Genomic DNA, 18,369 nt, shown 5'->3' with positions numbered 1-18,369 from the left:
ATGAAACATGAAAGTGGCTTGCCCTTTGCAATTGACAGATCAATCGGCAAAGATGAACAACAAAGCGTGGTGTTTTATGGACAGCGCTCTTTTCTTCAAGCGGGTGAACTCAATGAAATGCAAACCATCATCAGGGGGCGTCATGACCGTTTGGGGCGCCTTGTGGCAAAAGAAGGAGACCGCGTTGAACGGGCTGATGCTTTTGTCAACAAAGACACAAAAACCGTTACCTTAACGGAGGGCAAGATTTATATTGCAGGCGATATATTTCCTGTCTGTGATGCTGTCTTGGAGAATATGTCCATGATTGGGCGTGTGGAAATCGGTGTAAAGTTGCAAAAGAAATGGGTGACCTATGAGGATGATCCAGAATTGTTGGGACAAGTGCCAGGATCCTTGGCAGAAGGAGAGCCCGGAGCAGCACGCGAGGTTGCAAAACTTGTCTGGGCTCTCAAAGATGATGACCAGAAAGGCTCGTTTTTTCCGGTTTATATTTTGCAAGATGGCGTTTTGATTGATCAAAAATCCCCCTCTCTGCTTGAACCGGCCATGCAAGCCATTGCGACGTACGACCGCGCCCATGGACATTATATCGTGGGGGGATGCCGTGTCACAGCGTTGGGGCAAGAGGGACAAAAGCAGGTGTTCAGTATTCAAGAGGGAGAAGCCAATATCAATGGTTTCAAACGCAAGCGCTTGGCTGCTTTGCGCCATGAAGAGATGCAAGACTTTTCGACAAGTGCCGTTCCTAGTGAAACCCATATTTTTGCACCTCCAAAGGGCAAGACAAGCTTTACCTTTAAACCCTATTACGCTCCCATTGCTGCTGTTCATTCCCTTTTGTTGACGAAAGAAAAAACCGTGACGATAACCCGTGGTGCGGTTGCTGCTGGGCGTGATGGTGTTCCCGATAAAAGCATCACCGCCTTTATCAAAATTGTTCAAGGAACCAAGGAATTTAAAGAAGGTAAGGATTTCAAAAAAACCGGAGACACTATTGATTGGGCACCGGTGGGAGATGAACCCTTACCAGGAAGCAGCTATACGGTGACCTACCGCACCCGTGCAAAAATCACGGCTGATAAAGTCACAGCGCAGGAAATCACCGTCTCAGGAGGGGCTGAGGGAGGTGATATTATTGTGAGTTACACTTACAAATTGCCCCGCATTGACCGTATTGGTCTCAACACAAAAGGCAATGTCGTCTATATCAAAGGGGTCTCCTCAGACCAACCCATGGCGCCCAGTGTCCCTGATGATGTGCTCTCCCTTGCCACCATTACCAATAATTGGCTTAGCACCCCCCTTGTGGTTAATGATGGCACGCGTGTTGCCCCTTATGATGAGATGTGGCGTTATTTTCAACGGGTGCTCTCCCTTGATCGCCTCATGCAATTAGAGCGTATTAAAAGTAATGTTGACTCTAAGGAGCCCGTTGCCAAAAAAGGCATGTTTGTTGACCCTTTTCTCGATGACAGTTACAGAGATGAAGGATTTCCCCAAACAGGGGCTATTGGTCATGGCATTTTACAGCTTGCCATTGATCCAACTTTTTACACCGCTCATCTGACAGCACCCGTTACCCTTGACTGGACAAATGAAGTCATCATTGCACAAGAATTGACAACCGCTTGCGAAAAGATCAATCCCTATCAAAATTTTGCACCCTTGCCTGGAACAGTCACCCTTAACCCCGCAACAGATTTTTGGCATGAACAGCGCACCGATTGGCTCTCCAGTGTGACCAATCAACTCAATATGGGCTGGAACCGTGGGAGAACTATCCGTAACACAGAAGTGCGGGATGATTTGGTCAATGCCGCAAGGGAGCAGATCGATTTTTTAAGGCAAATGAAGCTGAACTTTAAGATTGAAGGCTTTGGCAGTGGCGAAATCTTGCAAAGCCTTACCTTTGATGGTGTCAATGTCTTGCCAACAAGCCGCCTTGTTGCCGATAGCAAAGGCACCCTTGAAGGCACCTTTAGCATTCCTGCGAATATTACGGCTGGTACAAAAAACGTTGTGGCACGAGGGAAAGGTGGAACAACAGCAACAGGGCTTTTTACGGGTCAAGGGGTGATTGATGTAAAGGTGATGCGACGGACCACCACAGTGAAAATATGGACAGCCTATGACCCGCAAGCCCAAGTCTTTACCCCCGATGAAACACGACAAATCACGGGGGTTGATTTCCACCTTTGTAAAATAGGCAATCAAAACCATGATCTGGTGATTGATTTGGTCACCACCGAAAACGGTTATCCTACCGCTGATATTCAAGCCCAAACATCTTATTCTATGAAGGGTGCAAAAACCGGATGGGTTGGCGCACGCTATGATGTGCCACTTCTCGTGCCCGATGATCGTCTAACTGCTTTTGTGCTTAAAACCGATGATGCTGATCATTCTGTCTCACTGGCTAAACTTGGGGATTTTGATAAAGACAACCAAAGATATGTCTCAAGCCACCCCTATGTGACGGGTCCCCGTTTTTCCTCGGTCAATGCCAAGAGCTGGAGCGCCCATCAAGATGAGGCCTTGGCATTTAGGGTGCTCGCTGCCCGCTATAGGCAAACAGAAAAGAGGGTTGATTTAGGTGAATTTGATCTTGTGGACTGCTCTGATTTACAAGTGCGTGCAGCGGTTGAACTGCCGTCAAGTGAGTGTTCTGTCCTCTTTGAAATTGAACGCAATAACGGCACAATTTATCAGTTGCTTCCCTTTCAATTGTTAAGCCTTACCGAATATATCCGTGAAAAGGTCAAGCTTCGCGCCATTCTTAAAGGCACAGAAAAACTCTCACCGGTGTTATTTGCCCCTATTCAGTTGATTGCAGGAAAGATCCATAAGGAAGCCACTTATGTCACGCGTGCTTTTGCCTTTGGGGAAAAGGCGAGACTGACCAGCTATATCAAAACCTTTTTGCCAGGTGGTGCAACTTTTTTACTGAAGATGCAGCTGGATGATGGAGCGTTTGTCCCTTTAAAACTCGATGAAACAGAACAATTATCCGAGCCTCTTTGGACAGAGCGAAAATTTATCAGTGGTGACAAGACAGCCAAACAAGCACGCCTTAAACTCACGCTTACCGGTGGACCGGCGGCGCGGTCCATGGTGCGTGATTTTGGCGCTGGCATAGTATGAGGGGAAAACAGAGATGACCAAAACCAAAAAACTCGACATGGAATTGCCACAAGAAGGGCGTTTTATCAGTTCTGAATTCCCAATCTTGCGCGAGAACTTGGGCAAACTTGACCAAGCACTTTTGGCTGTTGAGAAAAAAATAGACCAAAAGGCGCCTTTACACCACACGCATACCATAAGCGAAATCACAGATCTAGAAAGCGCTCTCAATGGCAAAATGGCAGCGGATAAAACCTTCACTTTTGCTGATTTAAGCGATATTGAGGGGGCAGAAGATGCCGCCAACAATTATGTTCTCTACAAATCAAGCAACAACAATTTTACCTTTGGCAGTGCTGTCTCACTGTTAGGAGCACATCAACATAAAACCGAAGACATTGTGGGGCTTGATGATTTTAGAGCCAAGATCAATCAAGATCTGACAAGCTATGGGCGTTTAGCAAATCCCAATGAATGGCAGAATTACAATAAATTTACCAGCAAAGTCACTATGAGTGGTGGTTTAGAGCTATTAGGTAATTCTCCGTTTAGCCTCATCCATAATACCGAAGTGGTCACCCGTCTAAGCGCAAGCGGAAGCTTTCTTAAAGGACCTTTAAAAGTCGATGGAGATCTTGTTTATACGAAATCAGAAATAGATATTCTCAAGCATGAAATTAAAAAAATCAAAAAAGATTTGATTAATAAACTCATTATTGCCGATGCTGAATTGCTGTATACGCAAGATGGGAAGATTGAGTGGCCCGATTGGGTAACGGACCAAACTAGGGTTGAAATCCAAGCATGGGGCGGTGGGGGTAGTGGTGGCGGAGCGGATACGCCAAGATTAGGAGGCGGCGGCGGCGGTGGCGGTTGTTCAGTCTGGTATGGCTATAAAGCCAGTTTAAATGGTCATGAGGATATCATCGTTGGTAAAGGGGGAGCTTCTGTTGCCTCGCGCCGTGCAACAGGTAATTCTGGAGGAACAACAACCGTTGGAAAGAATTTTATTACCGCTAAAGGAGGAAATGGTGGTGGGGGTGCTTATTATAGTTCACGAAACGGTTATATTACTGACTACTATTCAGGAAGTGGTGGTGCTGGAGGAGTGGGGGGAAATTTTGGTTTAGCAACAAACATATATCCAGGATTAGCCAAAGGGGGAAATGGTTATGCTGGAACGAGTGGAATTACGAGTAAAACAAGTGGTAATGGCGGTGATGCTGGGGGCGATACATCAAGGGGTGGTTCTGGAGGGATGGGGCAAGGTTCCTATAGTTCAGGAAAAGCAGGGCGTGGTTTTGGCGGCGGTGGAGCTGGTGCTCATGGAGATTTTTCTCCAAGTGGTGCTGGAGCTGATGGCGCTGTCCTTATAAGATTGTGGAAAGATTAATTACATAACCAAAGAGAACACAATTCAAATGGTGCTTATTGTATAGTGGGTTTGTATGATTTTTAAAAGTTCTCTTCAAAGCCCTTTTAAAGGGCTTTTTGACTGACAGTGTCAGACTTATGAGAGAGTATAGATGATTGTTATGGTCTCTCCATTGATTTGGAGAGCAAAATGACAATAGAACTTAAACTTCGTATTCGCTTTATTAAGAATGGCAAGGGATCTGAATTTTTAGCAATATTTGATCAGACAGCTTTTGGTATGTTTGTAAAATCCTTGATGTTTACGTGCAAGTTTATTCCCTCCATGTGCCTGTCCTTCTCTTTACGCATGAGGTGGAGAAACAGGATAGTGTTCGGCTTCATAAGCTTCAATTAACAAAACAAGAGTTTTCATTCTATCAAACTCTGGCGTATTAACTTCTGGTTGCTGATCAAACATTGCAGACACAATTTCTAAGGCTTTTTGATAAGCTTGTTCAGTGCGAATAGGTTTGATGTTCATTTCTTAAATTTCTTTAAATTATATAATATCAATGGCATACTGTTTAAATTGTAACGATTTTAAAATTAATTGCAAAGAAGACTATCTATGACCACACGTAATCCTGATCGCTGCCCTACTCATCCAGGAGAAGTTTTAGCTGAATCCTTAGAACATTTAAATGCAAGCAAAACCGAAATTGCTCGGATTCTTCAAATATCACGCCAGCACTTGCACGGCATCCTTAAAGGAGAACGTCCAGTTACAGCCGTAACAGCGGCTCGCATTGGTAAATTGTTAGGAAATGGACCAGCCCTCTGGCTACAGCTTCAAGCCAATTATGATGCTTGGCATGCTGAACGGAAAACAGATGTTAGCAAAGTTCCGACACTCCATACCGTTTAATTGTATAACTCAGTCTCTAGAAACTTTTCCAAGTGGTTTTATTGTTTTAACTTCTTTAATTTTAAGTGCAATTTTACGCATGAAAGCAAGACTAAAACGCCCTTGAGGTTTTAAATCTTCAAAGTCAAACAAAGATTCGCAAGAAACAACATTAAATTCATCAACACGTACCCAAGATTGCTTTTGCAAACCCACACGCCTACATTCTATCTCAGGTATTTTTAAGCTAAATTGCAAATTAACTGGCTCTTGAGAGGTGATAGGAAACAAAAAAAGATGCTTTTCAGTTTTAACCATGACACAAGAAGGACGCGCTTTACGACCCGAATGTTCACCGTTTTGGGCTTGTTCATGCCATAAATAATAATACCGAACAACATCCCCCACTTTAAACATGTTCATCACTGTTTAAAATGTCATCTAAACCATGGTCTAAATCGTCTAATATATTTTGCGGTGCATCTGCATAAACAAAAGATTGTACACTAGAACGGGATTTTATTAATTCATGATATAAATCAACAGGAAGCATAATGATTTTTTCACGCCCTCGTTTTGTCAAAGCAACAGGTGTTGACATAGCCTCGTCTAAAATATCGCCTGCCCCGCGGTTGATATCTGTAAAACTATATTTTTTCATAAGGACAGCCTTTTAATAGATAATACGTATTGTACGTATAATATGTATTATGTAAAGATGTTTTACAACATACTGGAGAAAAAACACCCTTTTGTAACTGGAATAAGCCTTTCTCAAAGGTATCTATTAAACTCTTCCCCACTTAAAGCAGGGAAGATAAGCTATGTTTTTTACTTAAGCAACTTTTACAATAGTTTTTCCTAAAACTTGCTTGGCTTCTTCAACAAGCGTTTTATAATGTTTGCTCTCTTCTACTAAGGTGAAGGCTTTAACAAGGTGCATGTGGAGAGGTCCATAAATATAAACAGCCTTTTCAGTAGGAGACATTTTATTCCAGTTGCTTGGAAAATCAAATCGCGTGTCACGGTCCTGATCAATCAATTGATTTTTTAAATCATAGAAAGCTTTAACGAGGGCCTTTTTAAATATGCGTACCATATCATTGTTACGCATATAGGTCATGAGTAAAGTTGCTTGTGGTTCATTGAGGATAGCTATTACTCTCTTTTGTCTTCCACCTTTGGTTCCAAAGGATGAGATTTCAAATCCAACCCTTCCAAATTCTTCAAAATCTTCAATGTTTTGACGTACAAGCTTGATAACTGTAGCATGGCTATTTCCAATACCCTCAGCAATTGTTAAAGAGGTTGTGACAGCGATACCAGCACTGTTGATTGTTACTAAATTGTTCATGATGAACTCCTTACTATTTAGACGTCTTCTATTGACACCCTAGAAGGGTATCGGGTGCTAGAAAACACGGTAGTAAGTCCGTCGTTACACTTTCCCCTCAAAGGGTATTGTATAGCATAACTACACCCGACAACCCTATTATACGCTATGCGCATATAATGAGTCAAAGCATTCAATGCACGGAAAAAGACTGTATCGGCAATCTATCCGCTTACTATCAAGGTGTTTTCTAGGCACCTTTTTATGAATCTAACGGTTTTAAACATTTTGTCAAGTCGCTCGTCAGAACGGCTTTCGTTTCTCATTTTTTCCCATTCATTTCATTAGCCAATATTTCAAAGGAGTATAAAATGGCAACAGGTTTTTTACACGGTGTTGAAGTCGTTGAAGTTGACGACGGCACCCGCCCCCTTCGTGCAGTTCAATCGGCAGTTATCGGGATTGTTGGTACAGCACCCGATGCCGATGAACAAGCTTTTCCTCTTAACACACCAGTTTTGGTAGCGGGTTCTCTTTCACAAGCCGCAAAACTCGATAGAACAGGCAAACGACGCGGTACATTACCCAATGCCCTTGATCTCATTTTCAAGCAAATAGGAGCAATTGTCGTTGTCGTCCGTGTGCAAGAAGGTGACAATGAAAATGCGACACTCACCAATATTCTAGGCGGTGTAAACGCAAATGGTGCTTATGAAGGCGTTCATGCTTTCATTGGGGCACAATCCATTGTGGGACAAACACCACGTATTCTGATTGCTCCAGGCTTTACACATCAGCGCCCTTCCAATGTGGGTATTAAAGGGAATGAAACTGGTGCAACTGCCAACCCTGTAGCAGCAGAATTGATTGGCATTGCCGAGCGCCTGCGCGCCATTGTGGTGCTTGATGCACCCAACACAACAGATGAAGCCGCTCTTAGCACAGCAAAGGATTTTGATTCAAAGCGCGCCATTCTCATTGACCCGTTTGTAAAGGTAAACCGTGATGGCAAAATTTTAGAAGAACCAGCAAGTGCAGCGGTTGCTGGTGTCATTGCCAAAACGGATTTTACCCATGGCTTTTGGCATTCGCCTTCCAATAAAGTGATCAATGGGATTGTGGGAACTGCACGCCCCATTGATTTTTCCATTGGTGACAGATCAAGCCGTGCCAACCTTCTCAATGAACAAAACATCACAACCATTATTCGCGAAAATGGCTATCGCCTTTGGGGCAATCGCACCCTTTCAAGTGATACAAAATTCGCTTTTTTATCCGTGGTACGCACCGCAGATATGATCAATGATGCTATTTTGCGCGGGCATCTATGGGCTGTCGACCGCAATATCAAAAAAACCTACATGCATGATGTCAGTGAAAGCGTCAATGCCTATTTGCGTGATTTGAAAGCACAAGGCGCCATTCTTGGTGGACGCTGTACGCCTGATCTAGAGCTTAATACAGCAAGCGCCATTGAAAGCGGAAAAGTCTATTTCAATGTGGAATTCACCCCCACAACACCCGCAGAACATATCACGTTCCGTTCACAAATCATCAATGATTACCTAGAGGAGATCTTTTAATGACCGTACCCGTATTACCAAGAGTTTTGAAATATTTTAACATTTTTGTCGACGGCATTCCCTATCAAGCAAAGTGTGAAAGTGTCACTCTACCGAATTTGAGTTTGGTCGTTGAAAGTTATCGCGGTGGTGGCATGGATAGTTCCATTGAGGTTGATCTTGGTCTTGAAACCCTCACGCTTAGCATGACCATTTCTGATTGCTCTCCAGAGTTAATGGCTCTGTTGGGACGCACGGATGTCAACATCTCATTGCGCAGTTCAATGCAAGCACAAGGCACACCCGCAGAAGGTGTTGTCATGACCATGAGAGGACTTTGCAAAGGCTTTGAAATGGCAGAATGGCAACCGGGAGGCAAAGCAACTTCTACAGCAACATTCACATTGCAATATTTCAAATATGTCCAGAAGGACGTTGAAATCGTTGAGATAGACGTTCTCAACTTGGTGAGAAAATTCAATGGCGTCAATCAACTCGCAGACCACAGAAACAATCTAGGATTATAAAAATGACCGTCCAAACAAGCATTACACATAAATTATTGATCCCCATTGCGTTTGAAGGAAAAGAGCACACCACAATTACCTTACAGCGCCCCAAAACAAAAGATTTGCAAGCAATCGACAAAAAAGAAGGCGTAGAGCAAACAATCGCTATGATCGCACGCCTTTCTGGATGGCCGCATGAGGCTATCAGCGAACTCGACGTCAATGATTTGTCGAGCATTGGAGAGATCTTGGAGTCTTTTATCAAACGGCGGGATACCTCGACTGGGAAACCGCCGCAAAACTGATAGCCGATATTGCCATTGTGTTCCATTGGTCCCTTTCAGAGATGATGGAAATGGAACCAAGAGAGTTGCTCTTTTGGCAAAAACAAGCAGCAGAAAGGTATAAGACAAAATGAGTGAAAAAGTTGCCGATGCAAAGGTGAAATTATCTCTTGAAGACAAACTCACCGCGCCTCTTAAACGTGTACAAAAGCAATTCGATACATTATCAAAAAAATTATCACATAGTTTGGGTATTGTGCGTTTTTCTGCTGCTGTAAAAAACATGACAAAAAGCCTCCATGGTGTTCAAGGTGCTCTTGGTATAGCGGCAAAACGCGCTGCGATCTTTTCTGGTGCTTTGGGGCTTGCTGGTGGTGGTCTTGTTGCAAGCTTGGGTGCCATTACCATGAAAACGGTGCATATGGGGGATAGTCTTCATCACGCCTCACACCACTTAAACATGAGTGTTACTGCGCTTCAATTATGGGGCTATGCTGCGGATCATTCAGGATATTCAGCCGAACTCTTTCAACAGTCCTTAGCAACTTTAAACAGGCGTTCTGCACAAGCATATGCCGGACAAAAAAGAGGCATTATGGGCTTTGAGGCACTTGGCATTTCTGTCAAAGATGCTTCTGGAAAACTCAAATCAAACTCAGTCTTATTGGAAGAAATTACCGACAAGATGAGCAAAATAAAGAGTCAAGCACAAAGACAGCATATTGCTGCTCTTCTGTTTGGTGGTGATGGCAAGGAAATGGCTACCATGCTCTCGCAAGGCATGAAGCCAATCCAAAAACTGTTTGCACAGGCACGAAAGGGAAAATGGCTCATAGGTGCTGATGTTGCCAGTTATGCAGCAGATTTGACCGATAAACTTGATGATTTTAAGAAAAAAGTAGGTGGTATCGCGAACTTTATTGGTGCACGTTTCATGCCCGTCATCAATGATATGGTTGACGGTTTTTCAAAGTTAATTGATGAAAACCGTGACCTCATCCAAACAACCGTTGCGAGCTGGGCGAAAACCTTAAGAAAAGTCTTTAATGATTTGCTTAATCCTACCTCTGATTTAAGAAAAGGCATCAGTGATCTCACAGAGAGGATTAAAGGCTGGTTCCAATGGCTAGAACCTCTGATTGGTGAAATAACCCTTTTCAAGGTGGGGCTTGTCGCTCTTGGTTCCTTCATTTTTGGTCCACTCATTGCCGCATTAGCAGCCGTGGGAGCCGCATTTGTTAGCCTTGGTATCACAATCATGACAACCCCCATAGGCTGGATCATTGGGGGTATTGCAGCTCTTGTTGTCCTCTATAAATATTGGGACAAACTCAATGGTTGGGTAGCTGCATCTTTAGCCGCAGTTGGAGCCGTTCTTACCGGAGCATTCATTGCGGCAATGGTACCAGCAGCTTCTGCAGTTGCTGGTCTTGCGGTATCTCTTGTAGCGTCACTTATCCCAGCAATAACCGCTGTTGGTTCTGCTTTTATATCACTTGGTGTTGCTATCATGACCACACCCATAGGCTGGATTATTGGCGGCATTGCAGCTCTTGTTGCTGCCGGATATCTGCTCTACAAACATTGGGACACAGTCATAAGCTTTATAAGCAAGCTATGGGATTCTTTTGCGAGCTTATGTAGTAATGCTTTCAATAACCTCTTGACGTTCTTTAAAAACTTTTCACCACTCTCTTGGATTGCAACAAAAATCAATGAACTCATTGAATGGCTGTTTGGTGTCGATTTAATGGAAGTAGGCTCCAATCTTATTAATGGGCTTTGGGAGGGCATCAAAAACAAATGGAATGCTCTGTCTGAATGGTTTAGCGGCATGATGAGTAAATTAACCAGTTGGATGCCAAACTGGATGAAAGAAAAGTTAGGGTTTAATGTTTCAATCAACAAAACTTCAACGAAGACCATTAAAACCTTTACCGATCAAACCAAAGTACCTGTCAAAAGAATGCTTGATACAGTAGTGGTTACAAATACCCCCCCTGAAAAACGCAAGAATGGTTCTAATACTGGAGCCATTGAAACAAAGCATATGGAAGCTCCAAATACAAAAGCGGGCGCCTTCAAAGCTCCCAAGCCCATTACCGTTCATAAGCCGGTAGAAGTAGATGCCCGCGTGATGATTTCAAATTTAAATATTTCCGTCCCCAATGGTTTAAAGGACGAAATCAGAAACGCCGTCAATCAAGCCCTTGAACGCTATGCGGGACAGCAACGCTTAGCTATAGCTTCTAGCCTTTCGGATTAAACATCATGATGTTAGCTTTGGGTGGTTTTATCTTTTCCATTGAAACGGCCGCTTATCAAACCCTTGACATGTCTTATGGCATTCCATGGGTCGAGCAAGGGCGATTGGGGCGCAAAGCAGCGCTTCAATTGCCTGCTGTGGCAAATGCGGAATTTTCTTTAACCGGTGTGATCTATCCAGATTTTAAAGGCGGTCACGGACAAATCGAGTATTTGCGACAAATGGCGCATAATGGTCCTCATATCCTTGTGACCGGTCAGGGCAAAATTTTAGGCAAGTTTGTCATTCTTTCTGTAGAAGAAAAGCAAAGCATTTTTCACCAAAACGGATCCCCCAAAAAACAAGAATTTACAATAAAGTTGAGAGAATATGGTGAAGAGCTATGAGTGATCTTTACGTGACAAAAGAAGGCGATATGGTTGATGCCATTTGCTGGAGATACTATGCAAAGGGTCAACAAGCCCTTGCTGTTGAACGCGTCTATGCAGCAAACTTTGGTCTTGCAGACTATGGCCCCATCTTAAAAGCAGGCATCACAATCGTTTTGCCAACCCTCCCCTATCCTAAAGCCACACCGGTAATCAGAATTTGGGGCAGCCGATCGTGAAACCTTTTTGCACAGTGATGGCAAATGGAGAGGACATCACAAGAACTCTCATGGACTATGTTTTGTCGATTGAAATTACGGATGAAGCAGAAGACAAAAGTGACCGCATTACCATAGAGCTTGATGACCGCGCCCGTGAGTGCGACAATGGCTTTCTTGATATTCCTCTCATCGGAACAATTATTTCCATAACACTTGGCTATGAAGGCGGTAAAGTCCGCGATATGGGAGCCTATCTGATTGATGAAATCTCTGTAAGCAGCCCCCCACAAAGTTTAAGCGTGACAGGACGCGCCGCCTCTATGAATACGTCTTATAGAACACCCAAAAGCCAATCCTATCACCAACAGACCCTTGGCAGTATTGTTCAAGAGATAGCAGAGCGCAATGGCTATACACCAAAAGTTGACCCTGCTCTTGCAAAAATTGTTGTGCGTCATATTGACCAAACTTCTGAAAGCGATATGGCTTTTGCCACGCGCCTTGCAGAAGACTATGATGCGGTAGCAAAACCCGTTGATGGCAAGCTTGTTTTGGCTAAACGAGGGGAAGGCAAAGCCATCACTGGTGAAACACTCCCCGTTATTTTTATCCATGAAAAACTCTGCAGCTCTTGGGATTTTAAATACAGTGCGCGTGATGAAGCAGGAGCGGCCAATGGCTTAGCAACAGAGGCAGGAGATGATCAAAAAGCCGCCGCTGATGCACGAGAACCAGAGGAAATTGAAGAAGGTGAAGATGTTATCCATATGGATGAAAGTGACGCCCCCAATTTGCCTAAAGCAGAGACGGAAGCCAAAACACCTGAAAAACAAGAGCAAGCAGAAGAGAAAAAAGGCGGTGTTATCGCAAACTATCATGATATTCGCACTGGTGAAAAAAAGGAAGTCAAGGTTGGCAAACCACCGTTTCATGAACTTAAATATACCTACCACAATCAATCAGAAGCTGTTGGGGCCATTGCGGCTTATCGCAATAAATCATCGCGTGGCAAATCTTCTTTCTCCTGTGATATTGGTGGTGATCCCTTTGTACAAGCAGAAGCAAAGCTTGTTCAAGAGCCCCCTTTCCGCCCCTATATTCCAGCAGAATGGCGCATCAAAAGCGTTAAACACAAGCTTGATAAAACAGGTGGTTATACCACAAAAATAGATTGCGAGCTTTTTGATGAAACCCAAGAAGATGCGGCTGGAAACGTTGCAAACACCACACCAGACAAAGATGATACCCTTGATCCAAACGCCCCACCTAACGCATGTGATGAAGGCGAAGGCGTTATCCATATGGAGGAGGAAGATAGATAACAGGTTACCATGATTTGCCATAAAACACTGTTGTTTAGGGCTAGAAAATGTTTAATACACTCAATACTCAGATTAAACGTGTGGAACGGGTCGTTCAAGAGGTTGTACAGCTAAGCGAAGCCCCATGGTACGTAGTAAAGCATTCAAGCTGCGGAACTCTGGATTGCCTTTTTCTGAAAGTGTACGATAAAGTTGTGTAGGATTCAGTTTGGCTGCTTTAGCTACAGCTTGAACACCACCATAGACTTTTGCCATTTGACGAAGTGTTACAAGCAGTTCCCCCTGGTCACCATCTGCTAGGATTGCATCAAGGGTCGCTGCTGCCAACTCAGGGTCATTATGGAATATTTCTGCCATTGCATCATCATGGCTACGGTCTTTCATTTTTGCACTCCTTAATCTTCACGGTTTTGCCAATCGTACCAACAAGCACATGCACGAGTGATATCGGTGTCTTGTGTTTTTTTGCTACCACCGCATAATAACAATAATACGGTCTTTCCAGACTGAGCATAATAAACTCGGTAACCAGGACCAATATTAATACGCAGTTCATAGACACCATCACGAAGCGGCTTGAAATCGCCAAAGTTTCCTTGCTCTAAACGATTAAGACGGCGAATAATTGCAGTTTTAGCCTGCACATCACGGAGCTTTCGCAGCCAATCGGCTATCAAGTCTTTGCCATCAGAGGTAAGGTAGTGACGTATTTCAAACATAATGCATATTCGTTTATAAACGAATATTTGTCAAGAAGGAAATGATTAAGATGCTTCTTCTAAAGCTGTTTCCTCCTTACAATTCTTTTGAATGGGCGTCAAACTCATTTGCAAATCTAAAGCACTTAAAACACTAAGAAAAGTAGAAAGCCGTGGATCACCTTTATCGCTTAAAGAACGATAAAGAGACTCTCTTGATAATCCTGTATTTTGAGCGATTTTACTCATTCCTTGGTTTTTTGCTATTATACCAAGAACATGAGCAAGATACTTACTATCTTTGCTTTCAAGAGCATCTTCTAAAAGAATCCTTTGTGTCTCAGGTGTCTTGAAATATTCACTTGTGTCAAATTTAGTAATTTCCATGTTTCATTTCCTTTACTAATTGAAGAGCTTTTTCGATATCCTTTTGTTGTGTAGATTTATCACCAGCATTTAATAACAAAATGATTTGTTTCCCTTGTTTTACAAAATAGATTCTATAGCCAGGACCATGATGTATTTTTAACTCTCCAATTCCACGGAAAAATTTTACATTTCCAAGAAATCCCGTTTCTATTCTTGCTATGCGTTTAACAATATGTGCTTGCGCAATCTCATCTTTTAAAGAATCTAACCATTTTATAAAATGCTCTGTTTTGTATACTGTAAACATCTGTAACTTATAAGATACAATTTCTATAATGTCAAATACATTCTTTTGTTCCAATGAAAAAGCTACATAGGTTTTAACAAGCCAACCTTTCGAATGGGAAAGAAGTCAATTTTTTAATCCAGCTCTGCTTTTTGCAGGGCTTTTTTTATGGAGAAGCATATGCGAACAATATCACAAGAAGGGCTAGCGCTGATTAAACAATGGGAAGGTTTACGTCTCAATGCCTATAAAGACGCCATCGGGGTGTGGACCATTGGTTATGGACATACAAACAATGCTGGAAAACCTTTTGTTCACAAAGGCATGGCAATCACCGAAAAGCAAGCTGAAGAACTTCTTTGCCAAGATTTAAAACAATTTGAAAATGCCGTTGAACAAGCCGTTCAAGTTTCTTTAACCGATGAACAATTCGCGGCATTGGTCTCCTTTTGCTATAATGTAGGAACAACAGCTTTTTGCAATTCGACTCTATTAAAAAAACTCAATCGTTGCGATTATGAAGCAATCCCAACCGAATTACAGAAATGGACCAAAGCTGGTGGAAAACGTTTGCAAGGTCTTGTACACCGGCGTGCAGCAGAAGCAGGATTATGGGCGAAAGGTGCTTTTGTTTCCTCTAACTACCAAACGGTCGAAACGCAAGCACCAACAGGGCTTTTCAAAGCCGAAGCCCTTGCTCCTATTATCGGCTCTTTTTCTGGGCTTGGAGGCTTATTAGCAGGCAATGGTCCAGTGCAATGGGCGCTCGCCACTATCATGGTTTTAGCTGCATGTGCTGGCATTTTCTTTGTTGCTAAACGTTTTCAGGAACACCGCCTATGATCTTATGGATGAAAAGAAATCTGCTGTTAACAGGCGCGGTTCTAGCCGCTTTTTTTATGGCTTTGGCAAAAGCTTTTACCCTTGGAAAAAAGGCAGAACAGCAAAAGCAAATAGAAAAAACCTTAAAGGCAGCAACAACACGGCTGGAGGTGGAAAATGAAGTTAATCAGAAAAGTGATACTGATGTGCGTGCTGCTCTCTCTCGTTGGTTGCGGGACAAATAAGTATATCTCTTGTGTTGGTTGGTTGCCAATTTATTTAGAGAGGCAAGATGTTGACGTCATCAGTTCCAATTTAGCAAGAGAGATCTTAAAGCATAACAAGCAGGGCGAACGTGTGTGTGGATGGAAGCATGGCTAAGAAAAAAACACAAGACGATATAGAACTTACAGAAGGAGAAAAAGAAATACTTCAAGAAATTATCATGACCTACAAAAGTATAAAAGTGATGTCACGTTATACGAAATGGATTGTACTCATTATACTCTTACTAGCGCTTGATTTTTCACGTCTTATAGATGCATTGGTAAATATTTTTACACAAAAACCAAATATCCGACTCTAAATACATTCTGAGATGTGCGAAACTGTTTGGCAAATGGATTATCAATTTCACACGTCTCACAGGTGCGAGAGATAATATCATTGTACATCTCAAACAGTGGGTTTCAAAAACTGAAAGCCTTATCCTCTCCCCGCTTTTGAAACGGGGAGATGAAATCGGTTTTAAAACTAAGCAGCTTTCGTAACAGATGTTGCTAAAACCTGCTTAGCTTCTTTAATGAGGGCTTTATATTTTCTGTTCTCTTCATCTACTCTGAAAGCATCAATAAGACGAACATGGATAGGACCTAAAAGATACAAAGCTTTTTCACCAGCACTCATACCCTCCCAGTAACTTGGCAAATCAAAGCGTGTATCATTATCATAATCAACAGATTGGCTTTTTAACTTTTTTTCACACTCAATAAAGTAACGACGAGCCTGTCTACCTTTCTCATTGCGTTCAACCATTGAAAGTTCTTTGGCCATGTCTAAGGTAAGGTGATAATCTATTGCTGTAACAGCTCTAGATTTTGCGCTCCCCAATTTTGGGGACCGCAAATCTTGTGTTTTTATAAAATCACTACCCTCTTCAAATTTATACTGATTAATGCGATCTTTAATCCAGGTAGAAAAATCTTTCCCTATTTCCAAAAACGCATGCAAATCACGAGCGTTTACCGTTTGAACAGTTTCCTGATCAATGATTTGTTCTTTAATTTCTATAAGTGTGTTCATAATGAACTCCTATGTGTTTAAATGTCTTCTATTGACACTCTAGAAGAGCGCCGGGTGCTAGAAAACACGGCACATAGCCCGTCGTTATGCCTTTCCCAAAAGGGTATTGTATAGCATAACCACACCCGACAAGACCTTTATATGCCACGGCATATAATGAGTCAAAGCCTTTAATGTGCGGAGAAAAGATTGTATCGGCAATCTATCCGCTATGTGTCTAAGGTGTTTTCTAGGCACCTGATTTAAGAATAGACATAATGTAGCCATATTGTCAAGTATCTCCCGTTATAAATGCAGCCCACTGTTCCAAGAGAGCATGGCGTTGTTCTAAAAAATCCGTTCGCATATAAGCTTTTGTCACTGAACTCCCAACTGAATGCGCAAGAACAGTTTCTGCAATCTCAAAGGGTGTTGACGTCGTTTCTGCTATCCAGTCCCGTAAACTGGAACGAAAACCATGGGGGCGATAAGTCAAACCACAAACTGTCATATATTTTGCCATGCTTGCATCAGAAATTGGTTTTCCGGTAAGACCAGAAAAGAGAAAACCATTTTTTTCAAAGGGGAGAGACTTTTCAATCACTTTTAAAGCTTCATTACTCAATGGCACGCGAAAATCTGAAACCTTTCCTACAATGCCCTTCATATTTTCTTTGGGTATCGTCCATATATCTTTATCAATTTGTTCAAGACGCAAATAGCGCAATGGATATGACCGTACTCCTGTCAAAATCAAGAGCTTCAGTGCTAAATTTGAAAGGATATTATCATCCAAGCTCTGATAAAATGCCGGAACTTCTTGCCATGGCATAGCAGGAATATTTGTTGGTGTAGTACGAGGCTTTCCCAAAAGGGCGCGTGCTTTCATACAAGCTTGTAGATCAACATCCAAACCAAGAGCAGCCGCATATTTCAAGCAAATATTGATACGGTTTAACGCTTTTCGTGCTGTATCTGCTTTCTCATGCCAAAGGGGTGCAAGAACATTGCTAATGATATTAGCCGTTAATTTCTCTATAGAGAGGCTACCTATGTGTGGAATAACATGCAATTCCAGCGGAGAAAACCAGCGCCCATTTTTGCCTTCATTTTTTAACTCTGCTTTTTTACTTTCAAAAGCCGCTGTTGCAATCTCACTGAACATGTTGCTTTGCTGTTTTAAGACGGTTTGTTCTCGAAAGACAATAGGGTCATTGCCTTCTCTGAGAATAGCACTATAATGCTTGGCAAGTTCGCGCGCTTCTTTCAGAGAAAGTTGTGCAACTGGACCAAGCCCCATTTCACGGCGTTTGTTGTGGTATGTATAACGAAAGAACCAAGAGCGCGTATTGTCTTTTCGAACATTCAACCATAGCCCTGCTCCATCACAATATTTACCTTGAGAAGCAGACTTTACAAGTAATGCTGATAATCTATGAATCCCCCTCACTTAATTTCCCTTCTCGTCCACCTTTTCATACATCGCTCGTCCACCTTTTTAGGTCCACCTTTTAGACCACCTTAATTTTTTGATTTGAGATTTTTTCTTTAATTCTTAATTTTTTTATTGGAACATAAAAAATTATAGACATCAATATGCTCTTGCACATATTTACATAACTTGATTCTCGTTGCTAAAGCCTGATTCGCTCTCTGGGGGCACCA

Annotated in this window: 24 protein-coding genes; 14 read left to right on the top strand and 10 right to left on the bottom strand. The window is 42.5% G+C overall.

Annotation, left to right across the window (positions count from 1 at the left end; genetic code table 11):
* A complete protein-coding gene (locus tag B5V81_RS07820) occupies positions 1–3,144 on the top strand; it encodes a DUF4815 domain-containing protein (protein WP_212112972.1) in 3,144 nt (1,047 codons plus the stop codon).
* Positions 3,145–3,157: 13 nt separating this feature from the next.
* Entirely contained in the window at positions 3,158–4,516 is a 1,359-nt protein-coding gene (locus B5V81_RS07815; RefSeq protein WP_212112971.1) for a Bgr_08870 family protein, read from the top strand.
* Positions 4,517–4,840: 324 nt separating this feature from the next.
* On the opposite strand, the gene B5V81_RS07810 is transcribed toward B5V81_RS07815, so the two are convergent.
* Entirely contained in the window at positions 4,841–5,020 is a 180-nt protein-coding gene (locus B5V81_RS07810; RefSeq protein ID WP_212112970.1) for a hypothetical protein, read from the bottom strand.
* 87 nt (positions 5,021–5,107) lie between these two features.
* On the opposite strand from B5V81_RS07810, the gene B5V81_RS07805 reads away from it, so the two are divergent.
* Complete coding sequence (locus B5V81_RS07805) at positions 5,108–5,404, top strand: HigA family addiction module antitoxin (RefSeq protein WP_212112969.1); 297 nt, start codon at positions 5,108–5,110, stop codon at positions 5,402–5,404.
* Between the two features lie 9 nt (positions 5,405–5,413).
* On the opposite strand, the gene B5V81_RS07800 is transcribed toward B5V81_RS07805, so the two are convergent.
* The 3 genes from B5V81_RS07800 to B5V81_RS07790 form a co-directional block, all read right to left on the bottom strand.
* Positions 5,414–5,800, bottom strand: a complete 387-nt coding sequence (locus B5V81_RS07800) for a hypothetical protein (protein WP_212112968.1) — start codon at positions 5,798–5,800, stop codon at positions 5,414–5,416.
* Positions 5,793–6,044 carry a type II toxin-antitoxin system prevent-host-death family antitoxin gene (locus B5V81_RS07795; protein ID WP_212112967.1) on the bottom strand — a complete coding sequence of 84 codons (252 nt, stop codon included), beginning with the start codon at positions 6,042–6,044 and terminating at the stop codon, positions 5,793–5,795. Before B5V81_RS07795 ends, B5V81_RS07800 begins: the two co-directional genes overlap by 8 nt.
* Before the next feature lie 174 nt (positions 6,045–6,218).
* On the bottom strand, positions 6,219–6,737 hold the full coding sequence (locus B5V81_RS07790; RefSeq protein ID WP_212112966.1) for a Rha family transcriptional regulator: 519 nt from the start codon (positions 6,735–6,737) through the stop codon (positions 6,219–6,221).
* Positions 6,738–7,087: 350 nt separating this feature from the next.
* On the opposite strand from B5V81_RS07790, the gene B5V81_RS07785 reads away from it, so the two are divergent.
* Genes B5V81_RS07785 through B5V81_RS07750 form a run of 8 tightly spaced genes read left to right on the top strand, consistent with a single transcriptional unit; the run spans position 7,088 to position 13,248 of the window.
* Positions 7,088–8,299: a phage tail sheath subtilisin-like domain-containing protein gene (locus B5V81_RS07785; protein WP_212112965.1), complete on the top strand. Its 1,212-nt coding sequence runs from the start codon at positions 7,088–7,090 to the stop codon at positions 8,297–8,299.
* Complete coding sequence (locus B5V81_RS07780) at positions 8,299–8,805, top strand: phage major tail tube protein (RefSeq protein ID WP_212112964.1); 507 nt, start codon at positions 8,299–8,301, stop codon at positions 8,803–8,805. Before B5V81_RS07785 ends, B5V81_RS07780 begins: the two co-directional genes overlap by 1 nt.
* Positions 8,806–8,807: 2 nt before the next feature.
* Positions 8,808–9,092, top strand: coding sequence for a phage tail assembly protein (locus B5V81_RS07775; RefSeq protein ID WP_212112963.1), 285 nt, complete (start codon positions 8,808–8,810; stop codon positions 9,090–9,092).
* Positions 9,089–9,205 carry a GpE family phage tail protein gene (locus B5V81_RS09120; RefSeq protein WP_342356089.1) on the top strand — a complete coding sequence of 39 codons (117 nt, stop codon included), beginning with the start codon at positions 9,089–9,091 and terminating at the stop codon, positions 9,203–9,205. Before B5V81_RS07775 ends, B5V81_RS09120 begins: the two co-directional genes overlap by 4 nt.
* Positions 9,202–11,337, top strand: coding sequence for a phage tail tape measure protein (locus B5V81_RS07765; protein WP_212112962.1), 2,136 nt, complete (start codon positions 9,202–9,204; stop codon positions 11,335–11,337). Before B5V81_RS09120 ends, B5V81_RS07765 begins: the two co-directional genes overlap by 4 nt.
* A 5-nt stretch (positions 11,338–11,342) precedes the next feature.
* Positions 11,343–11,723 (top strand): phage tail protein, encoded by a 381-nt coding sequence (locus B5V81_RS07760; protein ID WP_212112961.1) that lies wholly within the window; start codon positions 11,343–11,345, stop codon positions 11,721–11,723.
* Positions 11,720–11,944, top strand: a complete 225-nt coding sequence (locus tag B5V81_RS07755; RefSeq protein WP_212112960.1) for a tail protein X — start codon at positions 11,720–11,722, stop codon at positions 11,942–11,944. Before B5V81_RS07760 ends, B5V81_RS07755 begins: the two co-directional genes overlap by 4 nt.
* Entirely contained in the window at positions 11,941–13,248 is a 1,308-nt protein-coding gene (locus B5V81_RS07750; RefSeq protein WP_212112959.1) for a phage late control D family protein, read from the top strand. Before B5V81_RS07755 ends, B5V81_RS07750 begins: the two co-directional genes overlap by 4 nt.
* A 72-nt stretch (positions 13,249–13,320) precedes the next feature.
* Here the strand turns inward: B5V81_RS07750 and B5V81_RS07745 are convergent, their stop codons facing one another.
* The 4 genes from B5V81_RS07745 to B5V81_RS07730 are packed head-to-tail and all read right to left on the bottom strand — an operon-like array spanning position 13,321 to position 14,622.
* On the bottom strand, positions 13,321–13,632 hold the full coding sequence (locus B5V81_RS07745; protein WP_212112958.1) for a helix-turn-helix domain-containing transcriptional regulator: 312 nt from the start codon (positions 13,630–13,632) through the stop codon (positions 13,321–13,323).
* An 11-nt stretch (positions 13,633–13,643) separates the two neighbouring features.
* Entirely contained in the window at positions 13,644–13,967 is a 324-nt protein-coding gene (locus tag B5V81_RS07740) for a type II toxin-antitoxin system RelE/ParE family toxin (RefSeq protein WP_212112957.1), read from the bottom strand.
* Between the two features lie 45 nt (positions 13,968–14,012).
* Complete coding sequence (locus B5V81_RS07735) at positions 14,013–14,333, bottom strand: addiction module antidote protein (RefSeq protein WP_212112956.1); 321 nt, start codon at positions 14,331–14,333, stop codon at positions 14,013–14,015.
* Complete coding sequence (locus B5V81_RS07730) at positions 14,320–14,622, bottom strand: type II toxin-antitoxin system RelE/ParE family toxin (protein WP_212113015.1); 303 nt, start codon at positions 14,620–14,622, stop codon at positions 14,320–14,322. Before B5V81_RS07730 ends, B5V81_RS07735 begins: the two co-directional genes overlap by 14 nt.
* Positions 14,623–14,781: 159 nt before the next feature.
* Between B5V81_RS07730 and bgtA the strand changes: the two genes are divergently transcribed.
* From bgtA to B5V81_RS07715, 3 genes are all read left to right on the top strand, one after another.
* Positions 14,782–15,444, top strand: coding sequence for a gene transfer agent endolysin BgtA (gene bgtA / locus B5V81_RS07725; protein ID WP_212112955.1), 663 nt, complete (start codon positions 14,782–14,784; stop codon positions 15,442–15,444).
* Complete coding sequence (locus B5V81_RS07720) at positions 15,441–15,668, top strand: hypothetical protein (RefSeq protein ID WP_212112954.1); 228 nt, start codon at positions 15,441–15,443, stop codon at positions 15,666–15,668. The genes bgtA and B5V81_RS07720 overlap by 4 nt, the downstream gene beginning before the upstream one ends.
* A 128-nt stretch (positions 15,669–15,796) precedes the next feature.
* Positions 15,797–16,009: a hypothetical protein gene (locus tag B5V81_RS07715; RefSeq protein WP_212112953.1), complete on the top strand. Its 213-nt coding sequence runs from the start codon at positions 15,797–15,799 to the stop codon at positions 16,007–16,009.
* A 167-nt stretch (positions 16,010–16,176) separates the two neighbouring features.
* Here B5V81_RS07715 and B5V81_RS07710 read toward each other — a convergent pair whose 3' ends face one another.
* Together B5V81_RS07710 and B5V81_RS07705 are read right to left on the bottom strand one after the other, a co-directional pair.
* Positions 16,177–16,725 carry an antA/AntB antirepressor family protein gene (locus B5V81_RS07710; RefSeq protein WP_212112952.1) on the bottom strand — a complete coding sequence of 183 codons (549 nt, stop codon included), beginning with the start codon at positions 16,723–16,725 and terminating at the stop codon, positions 16,177–16,179.
* Positions 16,726–16,996: 271 nt separating this feature from the next.
* Entirely contained in the window at positions 16,997–18,154 is a 1,158-nt protein-coding gene (locus B5V81_RS07705) for a tyrosine-type recombinase/integrase (protein ID WP_212112951.1), read from the bottom strand.
* Between the last annotated feature and the right edge of the window lie 215 nt (positions 18,155–18,369).

Origin of the sequence: Bartonella queenslandensis (assembly GCF_018155095.1) — a bacterium.
In the GTDB taxonomy this organism is placed as follows: domain Bacteria; phylum Pseudomonadota; class Alphaproteobacteria; order Rhizobiales; family Rhizobiaceae; genus Bartonella; species Bartonella queenslandensis_B.
The sequence above is the reverse complement of the archived record's forward strand: the minus strand, read 5'-3'. Positions and strand labels throughout refer to the sequence as shown.

What these genes read in the sequence shown, in the direction of transcription:
- B5V81_RS07820 (WP_212112972.1), top strand. Translation starts at nt 1, where the DNA reads ATGAAACATGAAAGTGGCTTGCCCTTTGCAATTGACAGATCAATCGGC.
- B5V81_RS07815 (WP_212112971.1), top strand. Translation starts at nt 3,158, where the DNA reads ATGACCAAAACCAAAAAACTCGACATGGAATTGCCACAAGAAGGGCGT.
- B5V81_RS07810 (WP_212112970.1), bottom strand. Translation starts at nt 5,020, where the DNA reads ATGAACATCAAACCTATTCGCACTGAACAAGCTTATCAAAAAGCCTTA.
- B5V81_RS07805 (WP_212112969.1), top strand. Translation starts at nt 5,108, where the DNA reads ATGACCACACGTAATCCTGATCGCTGCCCTACTCATCCAGGAGAAGTT.
- B5V81_RS07800 (WP_212112968.1), bottom strand. Translation starts at nt 5,800, where the DNA reads ATGTTTAAAGTGGGGGATGTTGTTCGGTATTATTATTTATGGCATGAA.
- B5V81_RS07795 (WP_212112967.1), bottom strand. Translation starts at nt 6,044, where the DNA reads ATGAAAAAATATAGTTTTACAGATATCAACCGCGGGGCAGGCGATATT.
- B5V81_RS07790 (WP_212112966.1), bottom strand. Translation starts at nt 6,737, where the DNA reads ATGAACAATTTAGTAACAATCAACAGTGCTGGTATCGCTGTCACAACC.
- B5V81_RS07785 (WP_212112965.1), top strand. Translation starts at nt 7,088, where the DNA reads ATGGCAACAGGTTTTTTACACGGTGTTGAAGTCGTTGAAGTTGACGAC.
- B5V81_RS07780 (WP_212112964.1), top strand. Translation starts at nt 8,299, where the DNA reads ATGACCGTACCCGTATTACCAAGAGTTTTGAAATATTTTAACATTTTT.
- B5V81_RS07775 (WP_212112963.1), top strand. Translation starts at nt 8,808, where the DNA reads ATGACCGTCCAAACAAGCATTACACATAAATTATTGATCCCCATTGCG.
- B5V81_RS07765 (WP_212112962.1), top strand. Translation starts at nt 9,202, where the DNA reads ATGAGTGAAAAAGTTGCCGATGCAAAGGTGAAATTATCTCTTGAAGAC.
- B5V81_RS07760 (WP_212112961.1), top strand. Translation starts at nt 11,343, where the DNA reads ATGATGTTAGCTTTGGGTGGTTTTATCTTTTCCATTGAAACGGCCGCT.
- B5V81_RS07755 (WP_212112960.1), top strand. Translation starts at nt 11,720, where the DNA reads ATGAGTGATCTTTACGTGACAAAAGAAGGCGATATGGTTGATGCCATT.
- B5V81_RS07745 (WP_212112958.1), bottom strand. Translation starts at nt 13,632, where the DNA reads ATGAAAGACCGTAGCCATGATGATGCAATGGCAGAAATATTCCATAAT.
- B5V81_RS07740 (WP_212112957.1), bottom strand. Translation starts at nt 13,967, where the DNA reads ATGTTTGAAATACGTCACTACCTTACCTCTGATGGCAAAGACTTGATA.
- B5V81_RS07735 (WP_212112956.1), bottom strand. Translation starts at nt 14,333, where the DNA reads ATGGAAATTACTAAATTTGACACAAGTGAATATTTCAAGACACCTGAG.
- B5V81_RS07730 (WP_212113015.1), bottom strand. Translation starts at nt 14,622, where the DNA reads ATGTTTACAGTATACAAAACAGAGCATTTTATAAAATGGTTAGATTCT.
- bgtA (WP_212112955.1), top strand. Translation starts at nt 14,782, where the DNA reads ATGCGAACAATATCACAAGAAGGGCTAGCGCTGATTAAACAATGGGAA.
- B5V81_RS07720 (WP_212112954.1), top strand. Translation starts at nt 15,441, where the DNA reads ATGATCTTATGGATGAAAAGAAATCTGCTGTTAACAGGCGCGGTTCTA.
- B5V81_RS07715 (WP_212112953.1), top strand. Translation starts at nt 15,797, where the DNA reads ATGGCTAAGAAAAAAACACAAGACGATATAGAACTTACAGAAGGAGAA.
- B5V81_RS07710 (WP_212112952.1), bottom strand. Translation starts at nt 16,725, where the DNA reads ATGAACACACTTATAGAAATTAAAGAACAAATCATTGATCAGGAAACT.